12 protein-coding genes are annotated in these 13385 nt (G+C 32.4%); 3 read left to right on the top strand and 9 right to left on the bottom strand.

The genetic code is table 11. From position 1 onward, the window contains the following. The first annotated feature begins 137 nt into the window (after positions 1 to 137). On the top strand, positions 138 to 902 hold the full coding sequence (locus FLV_RS09660) for a T9SS type A sorting domain-containing protein (RefSeq protein WP_243233287.1): 765 nt from the start codon (positions 138 to 140) through the stop codon (positions 900 to 902). 91 nt (positions 903 to 993) lie between these two features. Here the strand turns inward: FLV_RS09660 and FLV_RS09655 are convergent, their stop codons facing one another. Then, complete coding sequence (locus FLV_RS09655; protein ID WP_243233286.1) at positions 994 to 2235, bottom strand: DUF4419 domain-containing protein; 1242 nt, start codon at positions 2233 to 2235, stop codon at positions 994 to 996. 310 nt (positions 2236 to 2545) lie between these two features. On the opposite strand from FLV_RS09655, the gene FLV_RS09650 reads away from it, so the two are divergent. Next, entirely contained in the window at positions 2546 to 3745 is a 1200-nt protein-coding gene (locus tag FLV_RS09650) for a PQQ-binding-like beta-propeller repeat protein (RefSeq protein ID WP_243233284.1), read from the top strand. Between the two features lie 64 nt (positions 3746 to 3809). Here FLV_RS09650 and FLV_RS09645 read toward each other — a convergent pair whose 3' ends face one another. Then, positions 3810 to 5117, bottom strand: coding sequence for an alginate export family protein (locus FLV_RS09645; protein ID WP_243233282.1), 1308 nt, complete (start codon positions 5115 to 5117; stop codon positions 3810 to 3812). A gap of 203 nt (positions 5118 to 5320) precedes the next feature. Between FLV_RS09645 and FLV_RS09640 the strand changes: the two genes are divergently transcribed. Further along, positions 5321 to 5761 carry a PepSY-like domain-containing protein gene (locus FLV_RS09640; RefSeq protein WP_243233280.1) on the top strand — a complete coding sequence of 147 codons (441 nt, stop codon included), beginning with the start codon at positions 5321 to 5323 and terminating at the stop codon, positions 5759 to 5761. 86 nt (positions 5762 to 5847) lie between these two features. On the opposite strand, the gene FLV_RS09635 is transcribed toward FLV_RS09640, so the two are convergent. From FLV_RS09635 to FLV_RS09605, 7 genes are all read right to left on the bottom strand, one after another. After that, positions 5848 to 6990 (bottom strand): peptidylprolyl isomerase, encoded by a 1143-nt coding sequence (locus tag FLV_RS09635; RefSeq protein ID WP_243233279.1) that lies wholly within the window; start codon positions 6988 to 6990, stop codon positions 5848 to 5850. A 42-nt stretch (positions 6991 to 7032) separates the two neighbouring features. Then, positions 7033 to 8109 carry a peptidylprolyl isomerase gene (locus FLV_RS09630; protein WP_243233278.1) on the bottom strand — a complete coding sequence of 359 codons (1077 nt, stop codon included), beginning with the start codon at positions 8107 to 8109 and terminating at the stop codon, positions 7033 to 7035. Positions 8110 to 8120: 11 nt separating this feature from the next. Next, on the bottom strand, positions 8121 to 8780 hold the full coding sequence (gene gldI, locus FLV_RS09625; RefSeq protein ID WP_243233277.1) for a gliding motility-associated peptidyl-prolyl isomerase GldI: 660 nt from the start codon (positions 8778 to 8780) through the stop codon (positions 8121 to 8123). Positions 8781 to 8786: 6 nt separating this feature from the next. Next, complete coding sequence (locus FLV_RS09620) at positions 8787 to 9791, bottom strand: DHH family phosphoesterase (RefSeq protein ID WP_243233276.1); 1005 nt, start codon at positions 9789 to 9791, stop codon at positions 8787 to 8789. Between the two features lie 140 nt (positions 9792 to 9931). After that, positions 9932 to 11419 carry a rhomboid family intramembrane serine protease gene (locus FLV_RS09615; RefSeq protein WP_243233275.1) on the bottom strand — a complete coding sequence of 496 codons (1488 nt, stop codon included), beginning with the start codon at positions 11417 to 11419 and terminating at the stop codon, positions 9932 to 9934. Between the two features lie 77 nt (positions 11420 to 11496). Continuing rightward, the gene (locus FLV_RS09610) at positions 11497 to 12753 is read right to left on the bottom strand and encodes a chloride channel protein (RefSeq protein ID WP_243233274.1); all 1257 of its coding nucleotides are present in this window, start codon (positions 12751 to 12753) and stop codon (positions 11497 to 11499) included. Between the two features lie 105 nt (positions 12754 to 12858). Next, positions 12859 to 13245 carry a RidA family protein gene (locus tag FLV_RS09605; RefSeq protein ID WP_243233273.1) on the bottom strand — a complete coding sequence of 129 codons (387 nt, stop codon included), beginning with the start codon at positions 13243 to 13245 and terminating at the stop codon, positions 12859 to 12861. Positions 13246 to 13385 lie beyond the last annotated feature (140 nt).

The following is a 13385-nucleotide window of genomic DNA, read 5'->3' as shown; positions in this document are numbered from 1 at the left end:
AGGTTTTTGTCAAATAAAAGCGAAAATTTCAGCAAGATGTTGATTATTAATGTATAGGTTAAAGGTTTATGCTAAGTCGGAAAACTGAAACAGCGACTTTAAAAAACTGAAAGTAGGCAATTATATCATTTCAATTCATGAAAAAAATTACTTTTTTATTATTAACTAATCTTTTTATTTATTCCTATTCTTACTCACAAGCAACTTTTGAACATACTTACAGTACTGATATACAAAAATCAAGCATGGAAGACGTTGTTGGATTTAATACGTCTAACGGGTTAAAATATTATACTTTTGACAGACAGACAAACACGGTCGAAATTTACAACCAATCTCATGTACTTGAAACTTCTTTTACAATTCCGTTAGATTCGGGGTATTTCCTTTCTGAATTTATTTTCGTAACAGACAAACTTTTCAATAATGACGGTCAAATTGAATTTTTGTATAAATCATACAATAACAATGTTCAGAAAATATACTTATGTAATGATACCGGAGTTCTTCTTCAAAGTTTTCCGGACAAATATTATGCTGGAATAGTTAGAGATAATTCGAACAATTATAAAATGATTGTTTCAGGTTCGCTTGAAAATCCTGTTACAAATTCATACGACTATGATGTATACGGTTTAACAGGAACATTATCCGTTGAACAACAGGATATTTTGACGAAAAAAGCTTTTGTATTTCCGAATCCAAGCAACAATATAATTAATATTTCGAATGCGAACAGTACTGGTAAAGCTTCAGTTTTACAAATATTTTCTGCAAATGGTAAAAAAATATTAGAAGAAAATCATACAGAAGAAGAAATTAAAGTAGATGTTAGTGCCTTTCAAAATGGTGTCTACATTTACAAACTGGATAATAAGTCTGGAAAGTTTATAAAAAATTAAATCTTCTCTAATATGGATTTTAAAAAGGCTTTAAGTTTCACTAGACTTAAAGCCTTTTTGATATTTAGCGATAGGTGTTAAAACAGATTGTTTATTTTTTTCCGAATTTATAAAATAGTATAAGCCCCAACGATAATATGCCAGTTAGGACTAATAAATATATTTTCCAATTGGTTGGATAATTTTTATTTGATTCACGGCTTTTTTCTTTTATTTCGCCGGGTTTCTTTGTTTCAATGAGCTGCTTTTTATCTTTAACTAACCAGCCAATTTCAGGCCTTAGAGTTACTGATTTTTTATCTTGTTTTATTCCGATAAACCCGGCTAAAAATTCCATCTCGTATTTCTTTCCAAAATAATTCCAAATAAAATCAGCTTTAGAAAGCCCGTTGTTAAATTGATTAGTTGTCAGTCCTTCCATAAATTTTTCCGGCTCTCTTTCTATGAAAGGATTTTTAATTATTTTTTGATTTTCATCACTGACATAAGGAAAAAACTTAATAATCCAGCCTGTTATATATGGGCCACCGCTTTCATCTTTTCTTTTAAATATGTTTGACCAAAATTTGTGATCTATTTTGTTATCACTTGCATCGATAAATTGCTGAATAATGGGTTCAATTGAGTTTATCCAATTATCGATCTCATATCCTTTAAATTTTTTTATGTTTTTTTTAATTTTTAACCAATCTTCTTTTGTTCCTTCAATGTTTATTTCCGGGATACCGCATGCTGAAGCGTATTCGTATTCGAAATAACCACTCATTACATTTAATAAGGCTACTTCGTAAGCAGCTTTCTCCACAGCTGTAGTAGTGCTAAATGATTGTACATATAGATTATGTATATCAGATTTGATATATTTAGAAATTGAATCTGCCATAACGGGGAAAGCTAATGGCCACGGCGAATTGATACTTCCTTTTTTTAACTCTGTACTGATGGGCTGAGTATCAACTGTTAATTTTTTTTTATCGTCGAATGCGACAAATTTTGCCCTTAATTTTTCGGAATTGATGTTGACATGCGTAGAAAACCCCTGACATATGAGTAACCAAATCATATCCGGGCTTATACTTATTCGTCGGTGATCTGCGTAAGCAATATATAGAGACTCAACAAATGGATGTATTTTGGTCTCGACAAATAAATCATTTCTGAGTTTAAATTCACAAGCTTCAAATTTCCCTCCTATTCTGGTTTCAATTGCTTTTACATAAGAGACTTCGGGTAACGGCTTACGGGCTAATTTAACGTCATCACAAACTATTTTGACTTGTGCGTTTAATTTAGAAAGGGCAAGTAATAAAAATACAATATATTTTTTTCTCATTTATTGAATTAATAGTTGGTTACTATAATGATATTCTAGATTTTTAGTTCCAAATTAGAGCAATTATATCTAGCGCGTTGAGCGAATATAAAGAATATTTTTACTACAATTATTTATTTTTTTGAATGGTATTAAAACAATTTCGGAAACTTATTTTCTTTTAAAAAACAGTTTAGAACCTAAAGACTTGTTGCTTAAAAACACCCGAATAAATTTTTACTATATTTGGCATAAAGATTGTTGTTTCGGGAATCAAATTTTTTTTGCTTCAAATGATTGCCCAAATCAAATTATAAAACCCAAATTTAAAATGAAAAAGAAACTCATAACTCTTTTATTTGTATTTACTGTTGTAAACGTGTTTGGACAAATAACAACCGTATCAAATCCCGAAGAAACGAATAATAAAGTTTCGGCTTCTGCTGATATCTTTACTAACAAAGTCAGTAAGCCAGTTACAAAAGTCCCATTAGATGAAGCTTTAATTCTTATTTATGATTACGACGGGACCCTTTTTACATTCGATTTAGAATCTGAAACAATCGCCTGGACTGTAAAAGCAACTGATTCCTTTACGGAAATGTGCGCAAATGGAGTAACACTTCTTGATGGAGTTCTCTATGTTCCGTTTATCAATGGTGAAATTTTTGCGATTGATAATCAAACCGGTGAAATTTTTTGGAAATCAAGATTAGGTGATAGTAAAGACCAAATTATACTAAAAAATCAAACTCCGGTCATAAATAATGGCAAACTGTTTATAACGACTCAAAGTCCTAATAATAATATTTATGCCCTGAATGTAAAAGATGGCAGTTTAGCATGGAGCAACAAATTAGATGCTACAAATAACGATATGCCGGTTCTCTTTTTTGATAACAAAGTTTTTACCCAAAGCGCATCTAATGTTTATAGTTTTGACGCAAATACAGGGAAACTTCTTAATCAAAAAAGCTTTGAAGGAGTCATTTCGGGAAAACCTGTAACCGATGGAGAAACTATATTTATTGCCAATGAAAAAAATGTAGTTTATGCCTTAAGTCCGGATAAATTAGATGTTTTGTGGGAATTTAAATTTGATGAAAATCAAAATAATGTAAGGGAACATATATTTGCTAAAGACAAAAAAGTATATTTTGCGGCACAAGGTCCGGAAGTTTCTTCTATATACGCTGTAGATTCAAAAGCAGGAACTCAGTTATGGAAAACGGATTTTAAAGAAGACAATATCGCTTACATCATTGAGGAAAGTGATAATGTTTGGGGCTATACCCGTAAAGGAAAACTTTTTCAGATAGACTTAACGAATGGTGAAATAGCATTCGAAGTTAAACTAACAACCAGACCTATTTCAAATCTTGAATTTGCGACTGATGATGAATCTTTATTTTATTTTTCGGATGCTGCTTTAATTCAATTTGAGTTTAAAACAAAAGACGAAAACGAAATGTACTTGCGTACCTCTATTAAAGACGATGCTTATAGTGCATTTGTGAAATTAATTCGATAAATAAATAAGCTGTCTTTTGGGCAGCTTATTTTTTGAGAATTTTCACGTCAATTAAGAGCTTAATTTAATTAGACTGGTTTTTGTAACGCTTTATATTCAAAGCATTAAAGGAATAAGAAACCATTAAATAGCTCCAAAAAGCCGTCTTATTTTCATCTTGTATTTTTGGAAGGTATTTCATGGAATCTACTGACTGATAAAAAGAAAACGCACAATTGACTTCCAGCGCTTTAATAGGATTATATTTTAATGAAATGTCGTTCTCGAATCCAAGGAATTTTTTCACATTCTGATTCAGCTCATTTTTTAGATGGTATTGCGTATAAAAAAGATGAAAATCTGTACGGATGGATAATTTTGGATGTAAAGGAATAGTGGTAAACAGATAAGGATTTATCAGACCTTTACTGCCAACATCTGTTGGAAAACGGGTAAAAACATTCATATTTCCATTAAATTTCCAGGTTACGCCGTATAGAACATCAAAATCTCCGGAATGGTCAGCCGATAATTGAGCACTGCTACCGCTAATGATTTCGGCACCCAGACGCCAGTTTGATTTTTCCAGGGACAATTTAATTTCCGGCTGAAAATAATAAGCAAATAATTTCTGTCCTTTCTGATTGTGTCCGAATTGCAGATAACTATTCAGTGTATAATTCCAGTTTTTGGTTTTAAAATCAACTCTTCCGCCTGTCGTAGCACGGGTGTACAGCTGTTCTGAGTCTGTACTTTCTAAAAAATCCACAGCACTTATGGAATTAAAAGAAAATGCTTTTTTAGAATTATAACTAAAACTATTTACCAGCATGTATTTGTATCGGTTTGCAGCAACCGGAGAATAAGCCGGTTCAAACTCAGTGTTGTAGTTTCGGGTAAATAAAAAGAAAAAATCATTAGAGAATCGCTCTGATTGTTTCATTAGTCTAATGCCTTCATGCGCTCTTCCTTGCTGTGCCCAGGGCGCATCAGAGAACAATCGTCCATTGTCTAATAAAATACTTTGTCTTCCTAAACGGATATTTACAGATTTAAATTTTGTTTCTAAAAATAATTGGTAAAAATTGAGACTTCCAATTTTGGATCTGCTGTTTTCTTTATCCCAAAGATGAATTTCCTGAACATCTGATTTAATGAGCCATTTCGCCCTTTCATACTGCATCGAAATTCTGTTTCGCTGTGTAATGTAAAAATAAGGATCGGCTGAGGTATTGGGAGGAAGGGTGTAGTTTGAAGTATATTCAGCTCTTGGTCTTATTTCGGCATTCATTAAAAACTGTTGGGATAAACTGTCTCTTTCTTGTGCCTGACCACTAAATAATCCAAAAATGAATAATACAAAGAATATTTTAATGGCTCTTTTTTGTATCATGTTTATTTATCCTATAGATTTAGTATGTAAATATAATATTCCTGTTTTATTTTAAGAAATTAATTAAACTATATAATATTCAAAGGATTAAGGATCTGTTTTTGAATAAATCAGGTTATAAAAACTAAAGGATTCTTAAATTAGTTTGAATGTGTTTTTTATTGTTGTAAATTGTTGAATATAAATATTTTAATGTGTTGATTATGAAAACGAAAATATTTACAGTAGCATTATTACTTGGTTTTGTAATATCGACGAATGCGCAAAAGAAAATTGAAGTTACTGAACTGCCAAAACCGGCACAGGAATTTCTAAAAAAACATTTCAGTCATACATCAGTAGAAAAAGCTAAAAAAGATGCTGAACATGGTGAAAAAGGATTCGAAGTAAAATTGAAAGATGGTACCGAAGTAGAATTTTGGAAAGACGGTTCCTATCGTGAGGTGGATGGTGACGAAAAACCAATTCCGACCGAATTTATCCCTAAAAACATAAAAGAGTATGTGGCAAAACATTATCCGAATGAGAAGATTACCCACATCGATTATGGTCATAAAGATCTTGATGTAGATTTAACAAACAAAATTGATCTTGAATTTACCAAGGAAGGTAAATTTATAAAAGGGGATAAGGTCAAAAAATAAACCTTAGATTTTTAAGATCTTATCATAATATAAAGCAAAACTCCATTATTTCTAATGGAGTTTTGTGTATAATGTTTTCTGAAAAACTAAGGCTGTTTGCTGTATGTTTCAATTTCAAAAATCAAGGTTGCATTTGGCGGAATCACTCCTCCGGCACCTGCTTCACCATAAGCTAAATTGGAAGGAAGAAAAAAGATTGCTTTATCTCCGGCTGTCATTATATCCAGCGCTTCAATAAATCCGGGGATCATGCCGTCTTTTTTTCCTACAGTAAAAGGAAAAGCTTTATAACCTCCCTGAGCATCTCTGTTGGCATTATATTTTCCGTATGCTTTTTCTACATTTGGCATGCTGCTGTCAAAAAGATTCCCATCTTCAAAATATCCTGCATAGTGAAAATAAATTGTAGATCCTTCGGCACCTTTTACACCAGTTCCTTTTTGTGTGATCACATATTTTAAACCAGAGGCTGTTGTTGTAGCTTTTGCTTTGGTAGCTGTAAAATAAGCCGTTTTGTCTTTTACTACTTTTTTAGCTTCTTCTTTTTTGGCTTCCTCTTTTTTAGCATCATCAGCTATAACTTTTAGGGCATCAAATTTTTTGGCAGCAGCACCTTTACGGGTAATGGTAATTTTTGTCATGATATCATCCTGAACAATTTTATTTACATTGTCCATTCCTGAAACCACATGACCAAAAATAGTATGTTTTCCGTTTAACCACGAAGTTTCTTTATGTGTGATAAAAAATTGACTTCCGTTAGTAGCAGGACCTGAATTGGCCATTGCCAAAATACCGCCTTTATCAAATATTAATTCTTTTACGAATTCATCTTTAAAAGAATATCCCGGACCTCCTGATCCGTTTCCGTCAGGATCACCCCCCTGAATCATAAAGTCATTGATGACTCTGTGAAATTTTAATCCGTCATAAAATGGTTTTCCTTTAAGTTTTTCCACTTTAACATTCGGGTTTTTACCTTCTGCCAAAGAAATAAAATTTGCAACCGTTACCGGGGCTTTTACATATTCTAAAGTCAAAACAATGTTACCTTTTGTTGTTGAAATTGTCGCAAAAATACCTTCAGCAGGATTTGCCTTTGGAGTTGTTTTTGATGCTGGTTTTGTTGTTGCAGTTTTCGATTTTGGTTTTGCAACTGGTTTTTTGGTAGTTTGCGCTTGCAGATTAAGTATTGCCAGGCAAAATAAAAATAGAAATTTAAATTTCATTGTATTTTAATTTTAGTCTATATGTACTTTTAAAAGGTATTTTTATGGCTTTTCTAATAATTGAATTTCGAAAATAATGTCAGCATTTGGCGGAATTACTCCTCCAGCTCCTGTAGCTCCATATGCTAAATGAGACGGAATAAAAAGAGTAGCCTTATCTCCAAATGAAAGCTGCTCAATACCTTCAATAAATCCGGGAATCAAACCTTGTTTACTTCCGGCTGTAAAAGGGATTGCCTGATATTGATTTGCATCAGCTTTTTCCTGAATAAAATTTCCAAATGTTTTTGAGATTTCTGCTGAGCTTGAGTCGAATAAAGTTCCGTCTTCTAAGAAGCCTGAGTAGCTAATGTATACTTGTTTGCCTGTTGCGGGCTTTTTACCTGTTCCTTTCTCAGTGATTACATATTCTAAACCGCTTGCAGTTTTTGTTGCTTTTGCTTTTAATGCGGTTAAGGAAGCTGCTTTTTCTTTTTGTACTCCTGCATATTTGCTTTTCTCTTTAGCTATTCCGGCAAAATGATCCGTAAAAATTTTTACAGCATCGAACTTTTTAGCCTCTTCACCATTTCTGATAATAGTTACAGAAACAATTGTATCACCCTGAACTACCTTATTGACTACTTCCTGATCTTTTGCCTCTACAACATGCCCAAAAACAGTATGTTTGTTATCTAACCATGGAGTTTCTACATGGGTAATAAAGAATTGGCTGCTGTTTGTTCCAGGGCCATTATTGGCCATTGCCAAAACACCTGGTTTGTCAAATTTTAAATCTGAAAATTCATCTTTAAATTTATATCCGGTATCTCCGGAACCTGTTCCTTCAGGATCTCCGGTCTGAATCATGAAATTTTCAATAACCCTGTGAAATTTTAATCCGTCAAAAAAAGGTTTCTTTTTTAAATAATCTTTGGTTACAAATTCATTTTTACCTTCGGCTAAGGTTACAAAATTAGCAACGGTTACAGGTGCTTTTTTGTAGTCTAGCGCAACTACAATATGTCCTTTGTTAGTTTCAATATCGGCATACAAACCATCCGGTAAATTGCTATGCTCGTTTTTACAGGAATAAAATGAGGAAACGGCTAATAGTAATAGTAAAATACTCTTTTTCATTAATGTTGTTTTTATGGGTTTATTGTATCTTTTTTCGTTTCAGCTGTTGTTTTTGCCGCAGCAGTTTTTGGAGTTTGACCGGCTGCAGCTTGTGTTGTTGAAGCTGCAGTTTCTGCAGCATTCGGATCAGGAACAAAATTACGTAGGGTAACGGTGCACATCAGCGATTGATTGGTACCGATTTTTTTGTTGTCTCCATGATATCCATAAGCAATATGAGATGGGAACAGGAAAGTTACGGTTTCATTTTTATGCATTAATTTGATTCCGTCTCTTAATCCCATCATGATGTCTTGTTTGTCAACATAATACGTTTGTGGTCCAAGTTCAGCTTCAGAATAGATGATTTTGCCTTCTATGTCTTTTATCTCTAAATTAAAATACGCAATATCTCCTTTTCGGGGAGTTTTGGTATCCGTTAGATTACGTTCATCATAAGAAAGCCAATATCCTTTTCTGGTGGCATAATATTTTACTTTCGGATTGTTTTTGATGATTCTTTTTATAACATCTTCTTCGTTGGCAACCAGTTTTTTGTTTCTGTCAACAGATTTTTTCATAAACGTTCCCGAAGCTTGTGAAACAGGTCTTCTGGCCTCCTCATGATGTTTACAACTAACAAATAAAACAGTAAAAAGCAACGTGTAAATGCTTAGTTTTAAGTAGTTCATATTGGGTTATATTTTTAGTTTGGTTACTAAATCTTCAAATTTTTTCAAAGTCTCTTCCATTGAAACTTCTGATCGTCCTCCTGCAGCGTTAATATGACCGCCACCATTAAAATGATCTCTGGCAAATTGATTTACATCAAATCCGCCCTGAGAACGAAAAGATATTTTAATAATATTCTCTTCTTTATTTTCTATAAAAATCGCAGTAAAAATAATATCTTTTATGCTCAATCCGTAATTAACGATTCCTTCAGTATCGCCTTTTACATAATTAAATGAATCGAGTTCTTCCTGTGTTAGTGATGTGTAAGATGTTTTATGCGCTGATAAAATTTTCATATTCTGCAAAGCGCATCCTAATAATTGTAAACGGCTGTACGAACTGTTATCAAACAATAAAACCGGTATTTCAGTATTTTCTACACCTAAATCAATTAATTCAGCCACTATACGATGGGTGTTTCCTGTAGTTTTAGGAAAACGAAAAGAACCTGAATCGGTTAATATTCCGGTGTAAATACAAGTGGCAATGGTTTTGTCCAGATCTTCTTTTTTATCTAAAAAAAGAATGAAATTATAAATCATTTCACAAGTAGAACCAAAAGAAGTGTCAGAATAAGTATAAGCTGCATAATCATGCGGTTTTTCATGATGATCGATCATGATAAACGGAGCTTTCATCCTGGCTAAAGTATGTTCCATTTCACCGGTGCGATGCAAAGCATTAAAGTCAAGTGTAAAAATCAGTTCTGCCTCTTCTAATATTTTGGTGCAGTTTTCAGTATCTTTTTCAAATATTTTTACGGTTTCAGAACCAGGAAGCCAGGCTAAAAAGTCGGGGAAATCATTTGGAGCAACCACGGTTGGCTGATGATTGTTTTTTAATAAAAAATGGTATAGAGCCAATGTAGACCCCATAGCATCACCATCTGGGCCTCTGTGCGGAATTATTGCAATTTTCTTTGGGGCAGCAAGCAACAACTGTATTGCCTGAATATCTTGTATTTTCATAGTGTGCGAATTTACATTTTTTTAGTGTAATGCTGAAATCATTTTAGAGATTAACACACTTTTAGGGGTTGTGAGATATCAAGTTCAATTAATCATAAAAAAAACGTTGATGAAACTGGTGTATTCATTGAAATTTGATTTTAGCTCTTCTTGTTTTCATTTTCAATTTTTTTAATAATATCAAGAATTTCAGCGTTAATTTGTTTGATTTTCTCGTCGTAATCATTACTGTTTTCATCAACTCTTTTGTAAAAAAGTTCATATAAGTTGATATTCAAATTGCAATATTTAATTAAATCTTCATTTCTGTTATGTATTTTTTTTGGCAGATATAATTTGTCAAGTTCGGTAAGTAATGAAATGTTTTCATTCCAATAATATATACCCCGGTCTTTTATCATATAGAGTGCATCTTCTTTAGTTGCCCAAATACTATGTCCATATTCAAAATTATACGCTTCTAAAGCTAATTTTTCCATATCCGCAAATTCTTGCATTCTAGTTTCATATTCGATTATTTGGTATATGTAAACTTGAGAAGCTTTAAATTGGATATAAAAAAAGATAATGAAGATTGTTGCAGAAGAAGACACAAAAAGAAGCCCCATTTTCTTTTTCTTATTAAAAATATAAAGTATTAAGCCAAATATTAAACCTGTAACAAATCCGCAAATATGTGTAAATAGATTAATATTATCTGTAAAACTATAATAAAGATTCAGAGCAGTTAAAAAAATTAAAATGATTATTAATTTGGGATTTATTTTCTTCTCTAAAAGATTAAAGATAATAGCTGTTAACAAGATTCCATACATACCAAAAACAGCCCCTGATGCCCCTAAGCTTATGTTATCTTTGTCCCAATATAAACTAAACAAACTTGCAGCTATGCCACAAAGAACATATGTAATTAAAAAGCCCCATTTTTTTAAATATCTTTCTAAAAGTAATCCTACATAAGCTAAAGCAACACAATTAGTTATTAAATGGAGTAATCCAATATGAACAAAGCAGCTTGAAATTAATCTCCACCATTCATCTTCAGAGGTTATTGGGCCATAATTTCCTCCCCAGTCAATTATTTCCTGAATTTCCGGAGAAAAAAAGCGAACTCTGGAAAACGCCATAATGAAAAAATAAAAAATATTTAAATAGATTAAAATTGGAGTGATAAAATAACCTTTAGTCGGAATAAATATTGAAAAAAAAGAATAGAAAGAATTAATAAGCAGTTCTTTATCTTCTGAAGTGTTATTCTGTTCTATTTTTAGTTGTTCATGAAAAGTATTTTGATGTGAATTTAGAGATGTAATGCTTTCTAAGTTTTCAAAATAATGTTCTAAAAAAGCATCCGTGTTTTTTTTATTTCTACCGTGATCATAAAATTGGTTGCCGTTTGACGAACTTGTTATAATTGCAGTACCTTCTTCTTCAAATGCAATTGAAATTGTTTCGTTCCAGGTATTCTTTTTGTTTTTTGAAACAGCAATTATTTTATCTTCATCAACTGTAATTAAAATCCAGTTTAATTTTTTGCAGACAGTAATCGTGCTCAGAATAAAAGCTGATTGGGACAAATTGTTTAAAGGAATTAATTCTGAAAAACTTGCAGGAAATCCAAATGACATTGTAAAGTAAGATTTGATTTAGGAAAAACAATACTACAAAAAAAACATCTTAATTATTTAGAAAAGAATAATTTTTATTACAAATTCTCTAACTCTTTTCTTTGTAATTTTTGATACAACTTATATTTGGCTCCTTTCACAATTTGAGATTTATAAATACCAACAGAACCCGAAGAAAAATAAGCAATTGTAGAGGCAATAGCAATAAAAATCCCTGGCTGGATTCCAAATAGTTCCATTCCCATAATGGTACAGGTGATAGGAGTGTGGGTCGCTCCCGAAAATACAGCTACAAATCCAAGGCCGGCTAAAAGTGCAATCGGCATTGGAATAATAAGAGACAATGCGCTTCCTAATGTTGCTCCAACAAAAAATAAGGGAGTTACTTCTCCGCCTTTAAAGCCAGCTCCTAAAGTAAATCCGGTAAACAATATTTTAAGTAAAAAATCATACCATTCATTTGGAGTAGAAAATGAATCTACAATTACAGGAACGCCTAATCCGGAGAATTTTGTAAAACCAAAACCCGCAATAGCAATGGCTAAAATAATTCCGCCAATAAAAGGCCTTAATGGTGGATATTTAATGTTTTTTGAGAAAAAAGAACCCCAAAAATGAGTGCTTCTGGAAAAAAGCAAAGCGGCAAAACCTGATAAAACTCCAATAATAATGGTATAAAATAAAGAGGTAAAATTAAATTCAGGAACAAGCGGAATGTTATAAGGAGTATGTTTTACCTGCCAAAGTTCAACGGTAAAATAAGCAGCAAACGCTACCAGAAAAGATAAAAGACCGCTTTTAAAATTGATTTTACTGAAATATAAAACTTCCAAAGCAAAAACAGCGCCTGCCAAAGGTGTTCCAAAAACAGAAGCAAATCCTGCACTGATACCCAGAATAATCAGGATTCTTCTTTCGGAATTATCTAATTTGAAAATTTTTGTAAACTGATCTGCGATCGCGCCGCCCATTTGTACAGCAGTTCCTTCTCGTCCGGCAGATCCTCCAAATAAATGTGTAAGTAAGGTTCCTAAAAGAACTAAAGGAGCCATTTTAAGCGGGATTACTTTTTGAGGATTTTCATACTCCTCCAATAATAAGTTGTTGCCTTTTACAACAGATTCACCCCAATAATAATAACTCAATCCAACCAAGAGTCCGCCAACAGGCAAAAACCAGATAATCCAGTCGTGTTGAATTCTAATTTGTGTTACAAACTCAAGTGAAACTAAAAAGAAAGCAGATGCAGATCCTGAAAAAACACCAATTAAAGTACAAATGAAAATCCATTTGAAAGATGTCAGAAATAGTTCTTTTAGTTTTTGAAAGTTCATTTAAAGAAGTTTGCCACGAATTTCACGAATTAAAACCAATTTTAAAAATTCCTGATTGTGAAATTTTCGATTCGGATAATTTCAGTAAAATTCGTGGCAAAAAAATTATTCCTGTACCACAGCTGTAAATTCAATTTCAACCAGATACTCAGGTGCAACCAGTTTGCTGATTTCATAAAAACCGGTTGTAGGCTTTACATCTTTAAAAAAAGCGGCGTGTGCTCTTGCAACTTCTTCAAACGTAGCAATATTGGTAGTAAAAATTCGGGTTCTGATCACATCTTTCATTCCAACATTCAAATCTTCTAATACTTTTTCAATGCGTTCCAGAATATTATAAGTTTGTGCGTAAGCATCGTCAGCTTTCACTTTTTCGCCGTCAACAATAGCTACAGTGCCCGAAACTTCAATAATATTGCCAATTCTTACGGCACGACAATATCCCATTTTGTCTTCCCACGGTGATCCTGTTAAGATGTTTTCTCTTTTCATTTTTTTATAATTTTTCAAAATACTTTAAATTAATTCAAAAGCATTTTGCAGTTAGATTAATGGCTTGCAATTTAAAAAAATAGAATTACAATAGCATTAATTCAACACCAATCCTTTATCAAGAAATAACTTCTTTTTGT

The organism is Flavobacterium pectinovorum (genome assembly GCF_022802975.1).
GTDB classification, from domain to species: Bacteria; Bacteroidota; Bacteroidia; order Flavobacteriales; family Flavobacteriaceae; genus Flavobacterium; species Flavobacterium pectinovorum_B.
This window is presented reverse-complemented; position numbering and strand designations above follow the sequence as displayed.